We start from the raw sequence: 20,322 nt of genomic DNA, 5'->3' as shown, positions 1-20,322 counted from the left end.
ACCGCTGTCGGTCCGGGTGATTAGACTCGTTGAGCTGTCCTACCCGCTCTCTGCGCGCCCAGGAGTCTGCCTCATGTCGAGCCAACGTCCACCTCTCGCGGGACTGGCTGCGGTGGCCGGTGCCGATACCTCCTTGCAGCAGGTGAAAGAGCTGATCGGACGGGCCTCGGCAATGCTCGTCGCGCCCTCGGCGGCGCGGCCCTTCGTGGCCGCGACCATCGCCGGGGAGCGACCGCTGGTGGTGGTGACCGCCACCGGGCGCGAGGCCGACGATCTGACCGCCGAGCTCACCGAGATGCTCGGTGCGGGGGTCGCGATATTCCCATCCTGGGAGACGCTGCCGCATGAGCGGCTGTCCCCGGGCGCGGACACCGTCGGCAAGCGGCTGCAGGTGCTGCGGCGGCTGGTGCATCCCGAGGACACCATCTACGGCGAACCGCTGCGCGTGGTGGTGACCACGGTGCGTTCGCTCATGCAGCCGATGGCGCGCGGGCTCGGCGATCTCGAACCCATCGTGCTGCGGGTCGGCGCGGAGTTCGATTTCGACGAATTGCTCGCCCGGCTGGTGGAATTCGCGTACGAACGCGTCGATATGGTCGGCAAGCGCGGTGAGTTCGCGGTGCGCGGCGGCATTCTCGATCTCTTCCCGCCGACGGCGGATCATCCGGTGCGCGTGGAGTTCTGGGGCGATGAGATCAGCGAGCTGCGCGCCTTCTCGGTCGCCGATCAGCGCTCCATCCACGATGTGCCGATCGAACTGGCGATAGCCCAGCCCTGCCGGGAACTGCTGCTCACCCCCGCGCTTCGTGAGCGCGCCGCCGAGGTGGCCGCCGAGAATCCGGCCGACGCGGCCCTGGTGGAGATGCTGGAGAAGATCTCCCAGGGCATTCCGGTGGAGGGTATGGAGGCGCTGCTGCCGGTGCTGCAACCGGGCGAGCTGCAACTGCTCACCGAGGTGCTGCCCGCGGATACCCATGTGCTGCTGTGTGATCCGGAGAAGGTGCGCACCCGCGCCGCCGATCTGGTGCGCACCGGACAGGAATTCCTGGAGGCGTCCTGGACCGCGGCCTCGTTCGGCGGCGCGGCCCCGCTGGGCGCGCACGGTCTGGATCTGGCGGCCTCGGCCTATCGCGGTCTGGACGTGGTGCACGCCGACGCCGATAAGCGCGGTCTGCCGTGGTGGACGCTGAGCCCGCTGGTCGCCGACCATCCGGACGAGATCGTGCTGCCGGTGCAGTCCGCGCCCTCGGCGCGCGGTTCGGACGAATTGGTCGCCACCATCTTCGCCTCGCTGCGCGCGCACGTCTCCACCGGCGGCCGCGCGGTCATCGTGGTCGCGGGACACGGTACGGCGCAACGCATTCTGGAGCGACTCGGCGAGGCCGAGGTGCCCGCCGCCGCCCTCGCGGCCGGGGCCGAACCGGTGCGCGGGCTGGTCGGGGTGCTCTGCGGTTCACTGCACGACGGCGTCATCTTCGAGGACGCGAAGCTGGTGGTGGTCGCCGAATCCGATCTCACCGGCAACCGGGTCACCGCGCCCGGCGAGGGGAAGAAGCTCGCGGCCAAGCGCCGCAATCAGGTCGATCCGCTGGCGCTGCGGGCCGGGGATATGGTCGTGCACGATCAGCACGGCATCGGCCGGTTCGTGGAGATGATCGAGCGCACGGTCGGCGGCGCGCGGCGTGAGTACCTGGTCATCGAATACGCGCCGAGCAAGCGCGGCCAGCCGGGGGACCGGCTCTTCGTGCCGATGGATTCGCTGGATCAGCTGTCCCGCTATGTCGGCGGTGAACTCCCCAGCCTGTCCAAGATGGGCGGTTCGGATTGGCAGAACACCAAACGCAAGGCGCGCAAGGCCGTTCGCGAGATCGCCACCGAACTCGTTCAGCTCTATGCCGCCCGCCAGGCCGCGCCCGGGCACGCCTTCGGCCCGGATACGCCGTGGCAGGTGGAGATGGAGGACGCGTTCGCCTTCACCGAGACCGTCGATCAGCTCACCGCCATCGCCGAGGTGAAGGCCGATATGGAGAAGGCGGTCCCGATGGACCGCGTCATCTGCGGTGACGTCGGCTACGGCAAGACCGAGATCGCGGTGCGCGCGGCGTTCAAGGCGGTGCAGGACGGTAAGCAGGTCGCCGTGCTGGTGCCGACCACCCTGCTGGCGCAACAGCATCTGCAGACCTTCCACGATCGGCTGGCCGGATTCCCGGTGACAGTGAAGGGCCTGTCCCGCTTCACCGATGCCGCCGAATCGCGCGAGATCACCGAGGGCATGGCCTCCGGCGACGTCGATATCGTGGTCGGCACGCACCGGCTGTTGCAGACCGGTATTCGCTGGAAAGACCTGGGCCTCACCATTATCGACGAGGAACAGCGTTTCGGCGTCGAGCACAAGGAGCACATCAAGGCACTGCGCACGCACGTGGACATGCTCACCATGTCCGCGACGCCGATTCCGCGCACCCTGGAAATGAGCCTGGCCGGTATTCGCGAGATGTCGACCATTCTCACCCCGCCCGAGGAGCGGCATCCGGTACTCACCTATGTGGGCGCGTACAACGATAAGCAGGTGGCCGCCGCCATTCGCCGTGAGCTGCTGCGTGACGGCCAGGTTTTCTATGTCCACAATCGGGTGTCCTCGATCGAGAAGGCCGCCAAGCGGATTCGCGATCTGGTGCCGGAGGCGCGGGTGGCGATCGCGCACGGGCAGATGAACGAGGACACGCTCGAGAAGACCGTGCAGGGTTTCTGGGAGCGCGAATACGATGTGCTGGTCTCGACCACCATTATCGAAACCGGTCTGGATATCTCCAATGCCAATACGCTGATCGTGGAACGCGCTGACGCACTGGGGCTTTCGCAGCTGCACCAGTTGCGCGGGCGGGTGGGCCGCAGTCGGGAGCGCGGCTACGCGTACTTCCTGTACCCGCCGGAGAAGCCGTTGACCGAGACGGCGTACGACCGCCTGGCCACCATTTCGCAGAATTCGGATCTGGGCGCGGGTATGGCGGTCGCCATGAAGGACTTGGAGATTCGCGGTGCGGGCAATGTGCTCGGCGCGGAACAGTCCGGACATGTGGCGGGCGTCGGCTTCGACCTGTACGTGCGCCTGGTGGGGGAGGCGGTGGAGGCGTATCGCGCCGCCGCAGACGGCCGCCCGATCACCGTCGACGAGGAGATCCGCGAGGTGCGGATCGACCTACCCGTGGACGCCCACATCCCGCCGGATTACATCGCCTCGGACCGCCTGCGGCTCGAGGGTTACCGCAAACTGGCCGCCGCCCAGGACGATTCGGGTCTGGCCGCGGTGGTGGAGGAACTCGTCGACCGCTACGGCCCGCTGCCGGTGGAGGTCGGCCGCCTGGTGTCGGTGGCCAAACTGCGGCTGCTGGCGCGGGAGTACAAGATCGCCGAGATCGGTGTCACCGGCACCACCCTGAAGGTCGCGCCGCTGCAACTGCCGGACTCGAAACAGTTGCGGCTCAAGCGCCTTTACCCGAACGCGACCTACCGCCCGGCCACCGGCATCGTGCAGTTGCCGCTGCCCCGGGTGGAAGACAGCGTCGGCGCGGCCCGGGTCCGCGATGTGCAGGTGCTCCAGTTCGTCGCCGACCTGCTGCTCGCCCTCGACGGTAAAGCCCCCGGCGCGGTGGATGTGCGCATCGCTCCGGAGGCGGCCACCGCCCGATGACCTCCGCGCGTGACGATGAGGCGGCCGCGGCTGTGGCGCAGGGACTTTCGGCGCACGCGGCGTCCGCGGCGGAGTTGACGGCCGATACCGCGCGCATGACCGAGGCGCTCGGCGAGGCCGTGCACGTCATGGATCGGCTGTGGAATTTCGGCGGCTGGGAGGTCACCCAGACCCATGATTCGCTGCGGCCGTACCTGCTGGAGGAGACCTATGAACTCCTCGACGCCATTCAGGACGCCGATGCCGAGACCATCAAGGAGGAGCTGGGCGATCTGCTGTTGCAGGTGCTGTTCCACTCCCGAATCGCCGAGGCCGCAGGGGAATTCACGGTCGCCGAGGTGGCGGCCGCACTGGTCGCCAAGCTGACCCATCGCAGTCCGCACCTGCTCGACAACGGCATCGATCCGGACGCCGATATGGCGTCCAAGATCGCCGCGCAGGAGGCGGCATGGGAGGAGCGCAAGACCGCGGAGAAGTCGCGGCGCTCCTGTCTGGACGGAATCGCCATGGCCCAACCGGCTTTGGCGCTGGCGGAGAAGGTGCGCTCACGCAGCGGTAAGGCGGGACTGCCGGAGGACCTGATTCCGCTGGAGCTGCGGATGGTCCGGCTCGGCGGTCCGGACAGCGCCGAGGAACGTCTGCGCAAGGCCACGCTCGCGTTCGCCGCCGCCATTCGCGCGGCCGAGGATGCGGCGGAAGCCGCTCGCGGCGAACGACTTTCCCTCACGCCCGAGCAGTGGCGCGCCTACTGGCCGGTGTGATGCCGGACGCGGGTCGGCTGTGACCTGATCGCCGCATTCACGCCGGGCGGGTCGTTGCGCCCGACCGCTATGCTTCTGCTGTTTTCGGGTGTGGAGGAGGGCCGATGCAGGGGCGAATGGTCGCGGTGTGCCTGGCGCTGCTGTTCGCGGTGACGGGGTGCGGCAAGGTGGTCAGCGGTGTCGCCGCCCCCGATCCGGCGGTGGTGAAAATGGCCCGCCTGAGCGCCGATCGCATTCCCGATGTGCTGCTCTCCACCGATGACGCCGGCAAGATCGTGGCCTCCACCGCCCTGGTGCAGAAGTTCGAGAACACCGTCCCCACCACCCCGAACCTCACCTATCAGCCCGCCGAATGCGGGCCCATGGAGTACACCGCCGATCTGGATGTCTACGCGGACAAATGGACCGGCTTCCGCCTGCGTTCGCTGCGCGAGGCCGATGACAGTCCGCAGCACACCATCTACGAGACCGTCTCCACCTACAAGAATTTCCTGGTGGCCGAGGCCCTGGTGAACCAGTACCGGGCCGTCCTGTCCGGTTGCAATGGCAAGCAATTGACCGCCACCCCCAAAACCGGCAACGGCGCCCCCAGCGTCATGCGCATCACCGCGATTCCGCACAACACCGACCCGTCCGCCGTCTCCGCCGACTGGACCCTCACCTTCACCGGCAGCACCCGGGTCTGCTCGGACACCATCCGCACCCAGGGCAACGCCGTCATAGAAGTCTCCAGCTGCGCCTACGCCGACGCCCGCACCTCGGCCCCCATCGCCGACCGCATAGCCGCCAAAATCCGCCAGCTCAACTGATTCCCGACTCCGGACAATGAAAAACGCCACCCGGCCGAGTCGTTCGGCGGGGTAGCGTTTTCGGTGCGACGCTCGGTCAGACGTTGACGCCGTAGTCGCGGGCGATACCGGCGAGGCCGGAGGCGTAGCCCTGGCCGATGGCGCGGAACTTCCATTCCGGGCCGTTGCGGTAGAGCTCGCCGAAGACCATGGCGGTCTCGGTGGAGGCGTCCTCGGTGAGATCGAAGCGGGCCAGCTCGGAGCTGGTGGCCGCGTCGACAACGCGAATGTAGGCGTTGCGGACCTGTCCGAAGGACTGGCGGCGAGCGTCGGCGTCGTGGATCGATACCGGGAAGAAGATATTGGTGATCGTCGGGGGCATTGCTGCCAGATCGACATTGATCACCTCGTCGTCACCGTCGCCGGCGCCGGTGAGGTTGTCACCGGTGTGCTCGATGGTGCCTTCCGGCGAGCGCAGATTGTTGTAGAACACGAAATGCGCATCCGACAGCACCCGCTGGTTCGGTCCGCAGGCCATCGCGCTGGCATCCAGGTCGTAGTCCGCGCCGGTGGTCGTGCGAACGTCCCAACCCAGGCAGACGGCGACCTTGGTGAGGTTCGGGGCCTGTTTGGAGAGCGAAACGTTTCCACCCTTGGCCAAGCTGACAGACATGATCTCCTTCCCCGCGGCGCATTCACACCGCATCCCTTCCCGATTATGGTCGATCCGGGGACCCACTGTGCGCGTTCATTTTTGCGCTGGGGTTTCGGTTGGGACGCTATGTCTGGAATGTCCGAATTAATCGACGGGCGGCACCGTTCAGTTGCCTTCGGACGCCATGGATTTCAGCGTGGCCACGCGTTTCTCCAAGTAGCGCAATTCCGTTGGATCGATCACGTTGCGCTGGATTCCGGCCGCCACGGCGAACGCCGACTGCCGATGATCATCGATCACCGACACCTCGATCGCGACCGCCGTGTAATCGTCCGCGCCCGGCATCGGATCCGCCACGATCTCGGCGCGACCGCGGGCGCACAGCGCCACATTGCCGCCGCCCAGGATCAGTAGCGCCACCTCGGGGCGTTCGCGTAGCCGCGCCAGCGATCCGCGATCGGACTTGAGGCTCAGCAGAATCCGACTGTCGCCCGCGCGCACCGGCCAGGAGACCGGAATGGCGTGCGGGGCGGGATCGGTGGTCACCAGCACCCCGATGGTGTCCAATGGCCACTCGGGTAGGATGGGCAGTTCCGGGTGTTCCGTTTCCGGGCCTTCCGTCGAGGACTCTTGTCGCGCCCGCGCTCCGGCTACCATCTTCGTCACCTCACGATCGGGTAAAGCACAGTGGGCTGGACTGTGCTGAGACAAGTGTATGCCGTTGCCGCCGTTGCCCGCTGGCCTCCGCGAGCGCGGCTCGGAACGCCCGGGACGTCCCACTTGTCCGTTACGTGTGTGAAAACACCATCGGACCTGCGTGGCAATAGATTGACTAGCGGCGATAACGAATGCATCATTCGTTACAGTCCCCCGTACAAACGGGGTCATGCGAGTAACCGGCCGATGACCGCCCGGTGAAGCCGTCCGCCACTCGGCGTAGACGAACGCAGCAGCATCGAAAGTATGGCGCGCAACGGTTTTCGCGCTCCCGGCAACGGCTGGGCGGCTGCTGCGGTGCAGGTGAGGCGTGTGAGGTGAGAACACGAAGAGAGCGGAGACCGGTGATGGATATGGGTTCGGGGCAGCAGCCGGACATGGGGACATGGACGCCAGGCGCGAGCGTGGCGAATCTGGGTACGTCGAGCGCGGTGCTCGACGATCTGCGCCATCTGCGCGCGGAGATGATAGCGGCGGAGGTGCCGTACCTGCTGGTGCGCGACTCCGACCATCGGCTGGTGCTGGCGGTCGACGCCGCGCACAGAGCCGCGCTCAGACGGGTGCTGGGCGCCGCCATGGTGGCCGGGTTCATCTGCAATGAGAAGCAGCACAATGTGTTCCGGCTGGGCCGGGACCTGGACACCGCGCACCACGTGGATATCGAGCTGTGGGAGTACCACGGCGATACCGTGGAATGCCCGCGCCCGAACGCGCTGACCCGCAATGTGTTCGACCTCGCCGATGTGGAGCAGAGCACCGTCCTGCTCTACGACACCAGCTGGCCCACCCTGACCGGCATGTTCGCCCCGCATCCGGGCGATGTCGGCTTCGATATCGATATCGTCTTCTCCTGGGTGGACGGCACCGATCCCGAATTCCGCGCGCGCCGTGCGGGAATGCTGGCGCAGGTGGTGGTCGGCGAGGGTGACGCCGCCGACGCCCGCATCCGGCAGATCGACGAGCTGCGGTACGCGCTGCGCTCGGTGCACAAGAACGCGCCGTGGATCCGCCGCATCTTCATCGCCACCGATTCCAAGGTGCCGGAGTGGCTGGGCGACGATCCCAAGGTGACGGTCGTGCGCGCCGTCGACCATTTCCCGGATGTCAGCGGGCTGCCGGTCTTCAATTCCCATGCGGTGGAATGCCAATTGCAGCATATCGAGGGTTTGTCGGAGCATTTCCTGTACTCCAATGACGATATGTTCTTCGCGCGCCCGGTGCGCCCGTCCATGTTCTTCACCCCGGGCGGGATCAGCCGCTATATCGAGGCGGGCACGCGTATCGGCCCGGGCGCCAACAATGAACGCCGCAGCGGTTTCGAGAATGCCGCCCGCATGAATCGGCAGTTATTGCAGGCCCGCTTCGGGCATATGATCACCAGGCATCTGGAGCACACCCCGGTGCCCTTGCGCCGCAGCGTGCTGCACGAGATGGAGCAGGCGTTCCCGGAGGATTTCGCCCGCACCCGCACCAGCCGGTTCCGCGCCGCCACCGATATCTCGGTGACCAATTCGCTGTACCACTACTACGCCCTGCTGACCGGCCGCGCGGTACCGCAGGAGGCGGCCAAGATGCGCTACGTGGACACCACCATGTACACCGGCCTGGCCCTGCTGGAGGGTCTGGCCAAGCGGCGCAATGTGGACTTCTTCTGCCTCAACGACGGCAGTTTCCCGGAGGTCCCGGAGGCCGAACGGGTGCGCGCGGTCTCGGAATTCCTGGAGACCTATTTCCCGGAGCCCGCGCCCTGGGAGAAGCCCGATTCGATCACGGGATCGCTCGCCGCGTTCGAATCGGGCGCCGCCTGAACCGAATTCGGTTCAGCCGGCCTCGGTGGCCTTGTCCCGCCGGCGCAGCACGTGCGGGATGCCCGCGGCCGGTGGAATCACGATCCCGGCGTCGGCGAGCCGCTGGGCCGCCTGCTCCGGGGTCTGTGGTTCGCCGACGGTGCCGCCCGCGCCGATCGGCACCACCGAGTTCACCACGGTGTCCGGGTAGATGTGCACGTAGTTGAAGGCCTGCGCGCCGTCACGCCCGCGAATACCGCCCTGCCGCACGGCCAGATCCTGGCTGTAGCAGGTGGCCGAGGCGACCGAGACCGGAATCCCGGCGAAGGTCGCACTGGTCGAGAAGTGCAGGTGCCCGGCCAGAATCGCGCGCACATCGGTGCCGTCCAGCACATCGGCGAGGCGGCGCTGATCGCGCAGCTCCACCGAGACGGCCGGGTCCAGTACGCAGGGGATGGGCGGATGGTGCATGGCCAGAATGGTTCCGAACGGCGCGGGCTCGGCCAATACCGTACGCAGCCAGGCCAATTGGCCGTCGGTGATCTCACCGTAGTGGTGCCCGGGCACGGTGGTGTCGAGGGCGATCACGCGTAGCCCGTCGAACATGTGCACCGCGTCCAGTGGTGCGCCCGAACCCTTTTCGTCGAGCATGTGCACGCGTAGTGCGGCTCGATCGTCATGGTTTCCGGCCACCCACACCAGTGGTGCGCCGATGCGGTCGGCCCAGGGCTGCACCAGTGCGCGCAATTTGCGGTACGCGCCCGGTTCGCCCTGATCGGTGAGATCGCCGGTGAAGACGATCGCGGTGGGTTTGATATGGCTCGCCGCGGCCTCGCCGAGCAGTTGGCCGAGTCGGGCCTCCGCGTCGACGTCCCCGTAGAGATCGGCGTCTGCGGCGATCAGGTGGGTGTCGCTGAAATGGAACAGCACATGGTCTGCCCTCGGATATTCAGCGACTCTCGCGATGTACACGGACATCCTCCCCGGATGGTGTGTGCCCTCGGCTTGCCGATTCCGTCAGCCAGAATAGCGAAGCCTTTTACACCAGATTGCCCATGCCCAGTGACGGCATGCTTGCGGGAAGGTGAGGTTTGCGTGACGGCTCAATGTCCGAGGCTACCGGCCAGCACTCGGGGATGTTCCTGTTCACGCGCGTGCAGCAGCGTGAAGTAGCGCCGCAGCATCAGGGCAGCTGTGGTGGCGAGTCCGGCGGTCAGGCCCCACCACACACCCGCGGCCCCCAGATGCAAGGGGAATGCCAGTAGCAATGCGGTGGGTAATCCCACAATCCAATACCCCACCAGGGACAGCCGGAAACCCGCCTTGGTGTCCTTGAGACCGCGCAGCAGTCCGACACCGATGTTCTGCGCCGAATCGAAGAATTGCAGCACGATCGCTATCAGCAGCAGGGTGTGCGCGAGCGTGACGGTGGCGGCATCGGTGTCGTCCAGGAAAGGCAGCAGCACCCAATCCGGTGCGGCCACATAGACGATGCCGGTCAGCGCGGTGATGATCGCCGCGTAGCGCAGCGCGAGCCAGGCCACCGCGCGCGCGTGCGAGTACCGCTCGCGCGCGACGGCCTTGCTCACCAGGATCGACGCGCCGTGCGAGAGCCCGATCGCCACCTGGAACACGATGTACACGATCTGATAGACGACATTGTGCGCCGCCAGCGCCGCGGCTCCCAGACTGCCCATGACCAGCGCCAGCACCGAGAACATGCCCGCCTCGGACCCGTAGGTGAGCGCGATCGGCGTACCCAGTTTCAGTTCGTCGCGCACCGTGGCCCAGTGCACCGGCCACATGCGAACGGGCAGTGTCGCACCGAGTTTCGCGTCCCGGCGCACCATGGCCCAGAACACCCCGAAGGTGATCAGGAAGACCAGCGAGGTGGCCACGCCGATTCCGGTCAGCCCGAGTTCGGGCAGGAACAGCCAGCCGTGCATGAACGCCAGCGCCAGCGCCACGTTCAGCGCCACCGAGCCGAGCGTCACCAGCAGCAGCGCCTGCGGTCGCTGCATACCGACCGAGTACTGGCGCAGCACCTGGAACCACAGGCAGGGCAGCAGTCCCGGCGCGAGCGCGACCATCATGGGCCGCGCCTCGGCGAGCACCGCCGCGTCCTGTCCGAGCCATTGCAGCGCCCAGCCGAGCCCGATCAGCAGTGCGCCGCCGAGCAATCCGGCCAGGGTGGCGATCAGGAAACTGGACCGCACCACCTCCCGCACCTCGCGTTCGACGGCGCGACTGCCCTTCTCGCCCCGGCTCACCACCGTCGCCACCTGATTGCCGGTACCGGTGATCAACCCGACGCACATGGTGCGAATCTGGTTGAACAGCACCAGCGCGAGGCCACCGGCGGCCACCTGCCGCACCCCGAGCGTGCCCATCAGCGCGATATTGGTGGTGGAGACCGCCACCTGGGCGAGTTGCGTCAGCGCGATCGGCGTGGCCAGCGCGGTGAGCTGACGTCCGTCGGACTGCCGAGGGCCGAAATTCATTTGCCCGCAGCCCCGTTCGCGGATGCGACGGCCACCGATCCCGCGCCCTGCGGCAGCAGGATCGCATGGGTGTCCGCGGTGTGCCGAGTCGCGGCGCGCGACCGCTGATCGCGCGCTGGCGCGTAGCTGTCCAGCATTTTCGCGACCTTACCTTCGGTCTCGGAATCCAGTAGATCGCGGTCGCTCATCCAGTCGTCGTCGAAGACGGTGTCCAGATACTTCTCGCCGCCGTCGCAGACGATGCTGACCACGACCGACCCGGCCGGGAACTCGTCCATCCGCTCCAGGGCCGCGAAGACCGATCCACCCGCCGATCCGCCGATCATCAGGCCCAGTTTGCGCGCGACCACCCGGGCGGTCGCGAACGCCTCCACATCGGAAACCTTCACGCCCTCCTGCAACAGGCTCAGATCCTCGGCGACGATCTTGCCCGGATCCGCGCCCTCCGGGGTGCCGGTGCCGGACTGCCAGTACGGCCCGGCCGGACCGCCGAAGGCGATGGACCCCACCGGTTCCACCCCGTACAGCAGCGGTTCGTGCCCGAGATCGCGCAGCCGCCGCGCGGTGCCGAACATGGAACCGCCGGTGCCGACCGCCGAGATCAGCGCGTCCACCCGGCCGAGATCGGCCAGCAGTTCCTCGGCGAGCTCGTAGTAGCCGACCGGATTGGCGTCATTGTTGTGCTGTTCGGTGAAGTACACATTCGGGACTTCGCCCGCCGCCACCGCGGCGGCGTGCTCCTCCAGCGCCAGTCGCTCGGCGAGTTCCTCACGCGCCGAGGTGGAGAGATTGTCGTCATCGCCGTCGGAGACGAATACCAGTTCCGCGCCCATCGCCTTCATCGTTCGCAGTTTGTCGCGGCAGGCGTGGTGATCGACCACCGCGGTGAAGCGATACCCGCGTTCGGCCGCGATAACGGCCAGGCCCAAACCGGTATTGCCGGAGGTGGATTCGACGATATGCCCGCCGGGGCGCAGCAGCCCGCGCGCTTCGGCGTCGTCGACCATGGCGCTGGCCATCCGAATCTTCGCGGCCCCCGTGGGATTCATGTTCTCGAGTTTGAGGAACAGCCGGGTGCCGGTATCGGTGACGGCCAATTCGAAGAGCGGCGTATGCCCGATGAGGTCTGTCACGCGCGTGGTGACAACAGGCATGAAGGTATCTCCTTGCGATCGGTGTGAATGCGGATAAATGCTGTTCGACGCTATCGATCGAAACGCCATCCGAACTGTGCGTTCCCGTCGGAGGCGGACAATTCAACCTTCGGTGGAATCGGCAGATCGTGGAAGGCCGATTCATTGCTGTCCATTTGATAACCCGCGGTATTGGGGTAGATCAGCAGGTCCCCGATTTCGGCCGGGCGAGGCAGCGGAATCCGCCGCCGACTGAGCATATCGTCTTCGAGACAGGTGGCGCCGCCTACGCAGGCGGGTGTCATATCCCCGGTGTGTCGCGGCCAAAGCGCCGGATCGGGGAGGTATTCGGTGTTGAACCATTGTTCGGACAGGCTCAGGCTGGTGCCGTTCACCGTGAGTATCTGATAGTCCCGGCCATGTGCGGTACGGGTTTTGCGGCCCTGCACGGTGAAAACGGTGCTGCCCGCGCGGTCCAGCAGCGCCCGGCCGGGTTCGATGGCCAGGGTGATTCCCGCGGTGCGCAGCCGGTCGCCCAGATCGTCGTGCCGCAGGATCGCCGCGAGCATGTCCGGACCGGGTTCGGGGCAGTGGTACGGGTAATACGAATCGGGCGCGGGCGCTCGATCACCGTGGAACCAGGCGGGATTGACGCCGTCGATGAATGCGCGCCAGGCGGCCTCGGGGACGTAGTCCACCCCGAATCCGCCGCCGATGGAGAGGGTGTCGGCCCGATGACCCAGGCCCCGCGCCTCGAGGCAGCGCGGGATCAGCGCGGCGGCGAGTTCGGCGCGCGCGATCGACCGGTAGCCCGAGAGGTGAAAGCTGAAGCCTTCCAGGGAAATCGAATTCGGGTCGACGCGTTTCACGGCCAGGTCGAGTTCCTCGCCGGTCAGGCCGAATCGGCTGTGCGATCCGGGCGGCAGTACACGCAGCAGAATTCGCGCGGTGAGTTCGTGCCCGGCGGCCGTGATGGTGGCGACGATGGCATGCAGATGGTCGAGTTCGTCCAGCCCGTCGATCGCGATGAGCGCGCCCTCGCGGACCGCGAGGGCCAGCAGCGCATCGGATTTCGCGGGTCCGGTGACCACCAGATCGGTCCCGGCGATACCGGCGCCGAGCGCGGCCTGGAATTCGCCGACACTGGCCACGTCCACCCCGGCTCCGGCGGTGCGGCAGGCCCGCACGACGCTCGCGCCCTTATTGGCCTTCTTGCCGTAGTAGATCCGCCCGGTCACCCCGTATCGGACGAAGGTGTCCTGAAACGCCTTGATGTTCTGCACAATTCGCGCCGGGAACAGCACATGGAACGCGCCGTCGATCGTACCCGCGATGCGGCCGAGCAATTCGGTGTCCGCGAGCAGCAGTTCTTCCCATTCGGCCCGGTGCGCGGGCATCGGCGTGGCGGTTATCTCGGTGAGCTCGGCGGGATCGGTGATATCCATCTGCCGGGCTGTCCCCTTTCTACTGTTTCGGCGCGGTTCAATCCCACAGCGCCACTTCCGTGCCACGACCCTCGGCGATGGCGCGGGTCGCGAGTGCGTGCGCGACCGCGATATCGGTGAGCACCAGGCCGCTGTTGTAGACGAATATTCGTTCCTCATCGGAGGTCCGGCCGACGCTGCGGTGATTGAGCACCTGGGGTAGCTCAGCGTCGACCCCGCGTAGTCGCCCGTCCGGTCCGGCCATATCGGTGCCGGTGAGCGCCATCTGCTCGGCGCTGGTGGCGATCACCCGATCGGCCTCGGTGAGCGTGGACGGGGCCAGGCCGTAGCCGACCAGCACCACGGTCGCGCCCGGGGCCAGATCCTTGGCCTCGATGGCGACCTGGGTGCCTGGCCCGGCGGTGGCCAGGATGACATCGGCGGTGCGGGCGGCGGCGTGCGGATCGCTCACCAGCTCCAGTTCGGCGTGCGGATTATGGTGCAGCAGTTGCTGATACACCGATTCGATGCCCTCGGGGTGGGTGCCGTACAGCATCAGGCGGTTCAGCTGCGGATTCGCGGCCAGCAGGTGCGGCAGCGCGTTGCGGCCCTGGGTGCCGGTGCCGATGAGCAGTACCGAACGCGCACCCGGCCGGGCTGTCTCGCGCACCAGCAGCGCCGAGACCGCGGGCGTGCGCAGCGCCCCGACCCGTGCGCAGTCCATCATCGCCAGCGGCATACCGGTGGCATCGTCGTACAGCGTGATGGTGGTGTAGTACCGCTTGGTGGAGCGGTCGTGATGCGGATCGAATTTGTACGAGGTCTTCATGGCCACCACCCGGCGGCGGCCGTCGCGGCCGAGCATGGCGTAGGCCACCGACCAGCCGTCCGGATGTGCGACGCTGAGCTTGCGTGGATTATCCGAATCTCCCGCCGCGAAGGCGAGATACGCGTCCTCCACGGCGCGCACCACCTCGGCGGGACTGATCGGGACATCGGCTAGATCGCTGCGACTGAGTACACGCAGCGGGGTGGGTCGGCTGTTCACGTGCGGTTACCTCGGATCATGCGGAATGGCGCCACCACCCGCTGGCCGTATCCGGTCTCGGCGGCTTCGGACGCATCACGGCGGCGCTGGGGCAGCCTGATGTTCACTCGCTTGAGCCAGCGGTCGGTGCCGTCGTAGCGGGGGGTGAACGGCACCCGTCCGTGCACCACCACGTCATTGTCCACCAGCAACAGTTCCCCCGGGGTCAAAGCGGCGGTGATGCAGACCCTTTCGAGTTCGGTCGCCAGATGCTCGTAGGCGGAGCGGAATTCGTCATCGGCGTCCGCGAGCGGGGTGTACGCCGGGTCGTAGCGCAGTGTCAGCCGCCCGTCGTCGGTGCCGAGCGTGGCGATGGCCGGGGTCTCGTGCTCCGGGAAATCGGTGCCGTAGGACACATCGGGCAGAATCGGCAGCTCCCGGTGTGAGAGCCGATCCCGTTGCGCCGCAGACAGTTCCACCCGCCGCACCGAGGACACCGTGGTGCCGACCCGATCCGGATTGCGCAGGCAGCCCAGCATGAGCAGATTGGCGCGGCGCGGATGGAAGGCGTCCTCGGTATGCGGGCTCAGCAGTGTGGTGCTGCTGGCCCCGGACTGCTCCTGTTCGTGTCCGGGCGTGGGCAGGATGTTGTTGACCAGGCGCCCGCCCTGCTGGCCCTGCCAGCCGAAAGGCTCACCGGCGCAGCGCGCCAGCAGCAACATGGTGAGGTCCAGCGCGAAGGAGGAATGGGCGCGCTCGGGCTCTCCAGCCCATGCGGCGGCCTGTCGCCAGTCGATCGGGGTCTGTCCGAGTTCATCGTCGCTGAGCGGTAACCGGCTGATGATCGTGACGCCCGCGGAGGTGGCGGGGGCGCGCATCGCGCGGTGCACTTCCTCGGGTAATTCGGAGAAGCGGGTGTCGATGTGGTGCAGCAGGTCCGGGTTGCCGAGCGTGGTGGCAATCGCCGGGCTCATCCCGACTGTGGCGGCGATCTCATCCGCCAGCGCGCGCACAGCGTGTCCGGCGGCCTCCGGCAGTTCGCGTCGTTCGAGTTCCGATGGGTGAAGCGTCTTACGTTCGAAGAGAACGCTTTTCGCCAAGGGGGTTACCTTCCTGGCCTCGGAGGTGACAAGCGGATTTCGGTACCCGAGCGAAGGTATCGGGCAGCGCCAAATTTGGCAAGGCTTACCTAAAAGCGTGTCGAGAAGATAGCTGGAAGGTATCAAAGCACGGGTGCGAACGGTAACCGAAGCGCATCGATCCGGACGACTCCCGCCACTGGGCGTTCACGTTCGTGGTTGAACGGGCGAACTATCTGGATGATGAGAAGAGTGCGTTTCGAGAAAGCCGCCGCCGGCGCCATATCGTCCCGCGTCGGCCTGTTGGGCTCGGCGCTCGCTCTCGTACTGCTGACGGGTTGCGGTACAACGAATCTCACCCCGGTACCGGATTCCATGCCGCCCGGTATCGGGACGCCGCTGCCGGTGATCGATCTGGATGCCCCGGGCCGCAGCGCGATTCAATTGCGCGGCTGGGCGCAGGAGCAGTCCGATGCCCTCGGCATCTCCGAGGTGGCGCTGGAGGCGTATGGCTATGCCGCCGCGGTCATGGCCAGATCCCGGCCGGACTGCGGTATCGGCTGGACCACCATCGCCGGAATCGCGAGTGTGGAGAGTCGGCACGGCACCTATCACGGCGCGAAAGTGGCCCAGGACGGCAAGGTTTCGCCGCCCATCCGCGGCGTGGCCCTCGACGGCGGACCGGATGTCGCGCACATTCCGGACACCGACGGCGGCAAGATGGACGGCGATCCGGTCTACGACCGCGCCATGGGCCCGTTCCAATTCATCCCGGAAACCTGGCAGCACTGGGGCGTCGACGCCAATGGCGACGGTATCGCCGATCCGGACAATATCGACGACGCCGCTCTCACCGCCGCGCGCTATCTCTGCGCCAGCGGCGGCAACCTCGGCGAAGCGCCCGGCTGGCAGCAGGCCCTGATGACCTACAACCAATCCACCGCCTATATGAACAAGGTCCGCTATCGCGCCGCCGCCTACAGCGTGGGCCGTTCCGCCTGATAGTCCTCGCGGTTTCGGCGTGCATTAGGCTCGGCTCAGCACGGGACTGCCGTGCGACCTGCCGAGTCAGCAGCCGAAGGAGTGTCGTTTCGTGGCCATCATCGAACAGGTCGGAGCTCGCGAGATCCTGGATTCGCGTGGCAACCCCACCGTCGAGGTCGAGATCGCTCTCGACGACGGCACCCTCACTCGCGCGGCCGTGCCGTCCGGCGCGTCCACCGGCGAGCATGAGGCCGTCGAGCTGCGCGATGGCGGCGACCGCTACAACGGCAAGGGTGTGCAGAAGGCCGTCGAGGCCGTCCTCGACGAGATCGCGCCCGCCGTGATCGGCCTGGACGCCGTCGAACAGCGCACCGTCGATCAGACCCTGCTGGATCTGGACGGCACCCCGGACAAGTCGCGTCTGGGCGCCAATGCGCTGCTGGGTGTTTCGCTCGCCGTGGCGCGCGCCGCCGCCGAATCCTCGGGCCTGGAGCTGTTCCGCTACATCGGCGGACCGAACGCCCATGTGCTGCCCGTTCCCATGATGAACATCCTCAATGGTGGCGCGCACGCCGATACCGGCGTCGACGTCCAGGAGTTCATGATCGCCCCCATCGGCGCGCCCACCTTCAAGGAGGCGCTGCGCTGGGGCACCGAGGTCTACCACTCGCTCAAGTCGGTGCTCAAGGCCCAGGGCCTCTCCACCGGTCTCGGCGATGAGGGCGGTTTCGCGCCGGACGTCGCGGGCACCCGCGCCGCGCTGGACCTGATCGCCATCGCCATCGACAAGGCGGGCTACAAGCTCGGCACCGATGTCGCGCTCGCGCTCGATGTCGCGGCCACCGAGTTCTACACCGCCGGTTCGGGTTACAAGTTCGAGGGCTCGGTGCGCACCGCCGCCGAGATGAACGACTTCTACGCCGAGCTGATCACCCAGTTCCCGATCGTCTCGATCGAGGATCCGCTGTCCGAGGACGACTGGGACGGCTGGGTCGCGCTCACCGACGCCATCGGCGACAAGGTGCAGCTGGTCGGCGACGACCTGTTCGTCACCAACCCGGAGCGTCTGGAAGAGGGCATCGCCAAGGGCGCGGCCAACGCGCTGCTGGTGAAGGTCAACCAGATCGGCACCCTGACCGAGACCCTGGACGCGGTGGATCTGGCGCACCGCAACGGGTACAAGACGATGATGAGCCACCGGTCCGGCGAGACCGAGGACACCACCATCGCCGATCTCGCGGTGGCCGTTGGCTCGGGTCAGATCAAGACCGGCGCCCCGGCGCGCTCGGAGCGGGTCGCCAAGTACAACCAGCTGCTGCGCATCGAGGACGCCCTCGGTGACTCGGCGCGCTACGCCGGTGACGTCGCCTTCCCGCGTTTCGCGTTCGAAGGCTGAATAATCGAGCGGTGACTCGGCACCTGCCGGGCGTACGGGGTTGCGGGACCTGGTTCGGACAACCCCCGGAAGTTGGGCAAATCCGCTGAGTTTCGAGGTGTGAGATGACGGAGCGACGGGCGCGCGGTACCAGTCCGGCAGGACGCGGTGACCGCCGCCCGTCGCGTTCGGCCAAGCCCCGATCCGGTGCGGCCAAACCACGCTCCGGCGCGGCGGCCAAGCGCACCGCATCGGGTTCGGCGAGCGGCAGCGGTGTGAGCAAGCGCCGTTCGGCCGCGAAATCGGCCACCGCGCGACGGGCCTCGCGGGCCAAATCCGAACGGCACGAACATAAGATCCTCGGCCTGTCCACGGGCCGCGCGATTCTGCTCGCCGCGGTGCTGTGCGGGCTGGCGCTCACCCTCGCGGTGCCGCTGCGCACCTATTTCACCCAGCGCGCCGAGGCCGTTTCGCTCGCCGCCCAGCGCGAGCAACTACAGGACGATGTCGCCAAACTGCGGGATCGCCGTGCGCAGCAACAGGATCCGGCCTATATCCGGGCCGAGGCCCGGGATCGGCTGCGCCTGGTGCTGCCCGGTGAGACGCCGTACATCGTCCAGGTGCCCGGGATAGAACAGCCCGCGGTACCCGTCCCGCCCGCCAAGACGCGCGAGCCGGACCCCTGGTACACGGAACTGTGGCGCAGTATTTCGCAGCCGCAGCCCAGTGCCGCCCCAGCCGCGAATCCGGCGCCGCCCGCGCCGAATCCGCCCGCCCCCATTCAGGAAGGACAACCGAGGTGACCGCATCCGAGAGCCACCGCACACCCAGCGAGCGGGATCTCGAGATCGTCGCCAAGCAATTGGGGCGCGAGCCGCGCGGCGTACTGGAGATCGCCTATCACACCCCGGACGGTCTGCCCGCCGTGGTGAAGACACAGCCGAAACTGCCGGACGGTACGCCGTTTCCGACGCTGTACTACCTGACCGATCCGCGGCTGACCGCCGAGGCCAGCCGGTTGGAGACCACCGGCATCATGCGCGAGATGACCGAACGGCTCACGCACGACACCGAATTGGCGGCCGGATATCGCGCCGCGTACGACAGCTACCTTGCCGAGCGCAATGCCATCGAGGATCTGGGCACCGATTTCGCCGGTGGCGGTATGCCGGATCGGGTGAAATGTCTGCATGTGCTGATCGCGCATTCGCTGGCCAAGGGCCCGGGCGTGAACCCGCTTGGCGACGAGGCAGTCGCGCTTGCGGCAGCGCATGGTTTGCGCGGCACCGCGATTCCGGCAGACTGGCCCAAGTACGAAAATCCTGCGGCAGAGGGCGAATAGATGCGCGACCGGATCGCCGCGATCGACTGCGGTACCAACTCCATCCGACTACTGATCGCGGATGTGATCCGGGATGGCGCTTCGCCCAAGCTCACCGATGTGCATCGTGAGATGCGCATCGTCCGCCTCGGCCAGGGCGTGGACGCGACCGGTTCCCTGAATCCCGAGGCCATCGAGCGCACCCGGGTGGCGCTGCACGATTACGTGGATCTCATGGTCGAGCACGGGGTGACCCGGGTCCGCATGACCGCGACCTCCGCCACCCGCGATGCGAGCAATCGCGAGGATTTCTTCGCCATGACCGCCGCCGAACTCGGCCGTGTGGTCGAGGGCGCGCAGGCCGAGGTCATCACCGGTGACGAGGAAGCGCGTCTGTCCTTCGCCGGTGCGGTCGGTGAATTGTCCAGCGAGGCCGGACCTTTCGTGGTCGTCGATCTCGGTGGCGGTTCCACCGAGGTGGTGCTGGGTGATGCCGACGGCGTGCAGTCCGCCTACTCCGCCGATATCGGCTGCGTGCGCATTACCGAGCGCTGCCTGCACGGCAATCCGCCCACCCGCGAGGAGGTGGCGGCCGCGCGCTTCTTCGCCTCCGAGCGTTTGGCGCAGGCGTTCGGCGTGGTGCCGGTGGAGCGCGCGCACACCTGGGTCGGTGTCGCCGGAACCATGACCACGCTCGCCGCGGTCGCCCTGGACCTGCCCGAATACGATTCGGAGCGGGTGCATCTCACCCGCCTCTCGCTGGGCGAGCTGCGCAAGGTGTGCGATCGGCTGATCGGCATGAACCACGATGAGCGCGCCGCGCTCGGCCCGATGCATCCGGGCCGGGTCGATGTGATCGGCGGCGGCGCGGTGATTGCTGAAGTCCTCGCCGATGAGCTGGCGCGGCGCGCGGGCATCGGCGAACTGATCATCAGCGAGCACGACATTCTGGACGGTATAGCGCTGTCGATCGCCTGATTCGGGGCGTCCGCGGCGTGCCGGGGACGCTCTTACCGACTCGGACACGCGCTGGCAAACCGAACTCCTGCTGCTTCACGCCTGTTACCAGGGCTTTCGCC

General features: G+C 67.2%; 17 protein-coding genes. 9 read left to right on the top strand and 8 right to left on the bottom strand.

Going from position 1 to position 20,322, the window contains the following annotated elements; translation table 11 throughout:
• Nucleotides 1-73 precede the first annotated feature (73 nt).
• From mfd to AB0L82_RS26885, 3 genes are all read left to right on the top strand, one after another.
• Entirely contained in the window at nt 74-3,691 is a 3,618-nt protein-coding gene (gene mfd / locus AB0L82_RS26895; RefSeq protein ID WP_364641998.1) for a transcription-repair coupling factor, read from the top strand.
• A gap of 95 nt (nt 3,692-3,786) precedes the next feature.
• The gene (locus AB0L82_RS26890; RefSeq protein WP_364642960.1) at nt 3,787-4,452 is read left to right on the top strand and encodes a MazG family protein; all 666 of its coding nucleotides are present in this window, start codon (nt 3,787-3,789) and stop codon (nt 4,450-4,452) included.
• Nucleotides 4,453-4,556: 104 nt separating this feature from the next.
• Nucleotides 4,557-5,261 (top strand): sensor domain-containing protein, encoded by a 705-nt coding sequence (locus AB0L82_RS26885; protein WP_364641995.1) that lies wholly within the window; start codon nt 4,557-4,559, stop codon nt 5,259-5,261.
• Nucleotides 5,262-5,337: 76 nt separating this feature from the next.
• Here the strand turns inward: AB0L82_RS26885 and AB0L82_RS26880 are convergent, their stop codons facing one another.
• Together AB0L82_RS26880 and AB0L82_RS26875 are read right to left on the bottom strand one after the other, a co-directional pair.
• Nucleotides 5,338-5,913 (bottom strand): TerD family protein, encoded by a 576-nt coding sequence (locus tag AB0L82_RS26880; RefSeq protein WP_364641992.1) that lies wholly within the window; start codon nt 5,911-5,913, stop codon nt 5,338-5,340.
• A gap of 147 nt (nt 5,914-6,060) precedes the next feature.
• Nucleotides 6,061-6,552 (bottom strand): hypothetical protein, encoded by a 492-nt coding sequence (locus tag AB0L82_RS26875; protein WP_364641989.1) that lies wholly within the window; start codon nt 6,550-6,552, stop codon nt 6,061-6,063.
• Between the two features lie 437 nt (nt 6,553-6,989).
• Between AB0L82_RS26875 and AB0L82_RS26870 the strand changes: the two genes are divergently transcribed.
• Entirely contained in the window at nt 6,990-8,420 is a 1,431-nt protein-coding gene (locus tag AB0L82_RS26870) for a stealth family protein (RefSeq protein WP_364642958.1), read from the top strand.
• Between the two features lie 12 nt (nt 8,421-8,432).
• Here the strand turns inward: AB0L82_RS26870 and AB0L82_RS26865 are convergent, their stop codons facing one another.
• From AB0L82_RS26865 to AB0L82_RS26840, 6 genes are all read right to left on the bottom strand, one after another.
• Nucleotides 8,433-9,371 (bottom strand): phosphodiesterase, encoded by a 939-nt coding sequence (locus AB0L82_RS26865; protein WP_364641986.1) that lies wholly within the window; start codon nt 9,369-9,371, stop codon nt 8,433-8,435.
• A 131-nt stretch (nt 9,372-9,502) separates the two neighbouring features.
• Complete coding sequence (locus tag AB0L82_RS26860) at nt 9,503-10,900, bottom strand: MATE family efflux transporter (RefSeq protein WP_364641983.1); 1,398 nt, start codon at nt 10,898-10,900, stop codon at nt 9,503-9,505.
• Complete coding sequence (locus AB0L82_RS26855; protein ID WP_364641980.1) at nt 10,897-12,054, bottom strand: cysteine synthase family protein; 1,158 nt, start codon at nt 12,052-12,054, stop codon at nt 10,897-10,899. The genes AB0L82_RS26860 and AB0L82_RS26855 overlap by 4 nt, the downstream gene beginning before the upstream one ends.
• Before the next feature lie 50 nt (nt 12,055-12,104).
• Nucleotides 12,105-13,478, bottom strand: coding sequence for a Y4yA family PLP-dependent enzyme (locus AB0L82_RS26850; RefSeq protein ID WP_364641977.1), 1,374 nt, complete (start codon nt 13,476-13,478; stop codon nt 12,105-12,107).
• A 37-nt stretch (nt 13,479-13,515) separates the two neighbouring features.
• On the bottom strand, nt 13,516-14,505 hold the full coding sequence (locus AB0L82_RS26845; RefSeq protein ID WP_364641974.1) for an ornithine cyclodeaminase family protein: 990 nt from the start codon (nt 14,503-14,505) through the stop codon (nt 13,516-13,518).
• Nucleotides 14,502-15,584: a TauD/TfdA family dioxygenase gene (locus AB0L82_RS26840; RefSeq protein WP_364641971.1), complete on the bottom strand. Its 1,083-nt coding sequence runs from the start codon at nt 15,582-15,584 to the stop codon at nt 14,502-14,504. The genes AB0L82_RS26845 and AB0L82_RS26840 overlap by 4 nt, the downstream gene beginning before the upstream one ends.
• A 222-nt stretch (nt 15,585-15,806) precedes the next feature.
• Here AB0L82_RS26840 and AB0L82_RS26835 point away from each other — a divergent pair, with 222 nt between their 5' ends.
• From AB0L82_RS26835 to AB0L82_RS26815, 5 genes are all read left to right on the top strand, one after another.
• Nucleotides 15,807-16,565, top strand: coding sequence for a lytic murein transglycosylase (locus AB0L82_RS26835; RefSeq protein ID WP_364641968.1), 759 nt, complete (start codon nt 15,807-15,809; stop codon nt 16,563-16,565).
• Between the two features lie 91 nt (nt 16,566-16,656).
• Nucleotides 16,657-17,943, top strand: coding sequence for a phosphopyruvate hydratase (gene eno, locus AB0L82_RS26830; RefSeq protein ID WP_364641965.1), 1,287 nt, complete (start codon nt 16,657-16,659; stop codon nt 17,941-17,943).
• Nucleotides 17,944-18,047: 104 nt separating this feature from the next.
• A complete protein-coding gene (locus AB0L82_RS26825) occupies nt 18,048-18,725 on the top strand; it encodes a septum formation initiator family protein (protein WP_364641962.1) in 678 nt (225 codons plus the stop codon).
• Complete coding sequence (locus tag AB0L82_RS26820; RefSeq protein ID WP_364641959.1) at nt 18,722-19,264, top strand: DUF501 domain-containing protein; 543 nt, start codon at nt 18,722-18,724, stop codon at nt 19,262-19,264. The genes AB0L82_RS26825 and AB0L82_RS26820 overlap by 4 nt, the downstream gene beginning before the upstream one ends.
• Complete coding sequence (locus AB0L82_RS26815; RefSeq protein ID WP_364641956.1) at nt 19,265-20,221, top strand: Ppx/GppA phosphatase family protein; 957 nt, start codon at nt 19,265-19,267, stop codon at nt 20,219-20,221.
• Nucleotides 20,222-20,322: the final 101 nt, after the last annotated feature.

Source organism: Nocardia sp. NPDC052001, assembly GCF_040680615.1.
Classification (GTDB): Bacteria; Actinomycetota; Actinomycetes; order Mycobacteriales; family Mycobacteriaceae; genus Nocardia.
Note: the sequence above shows the minus strand (reverse complement) of the source record. Positions and strands in the feature narration are given on the sequence as shown.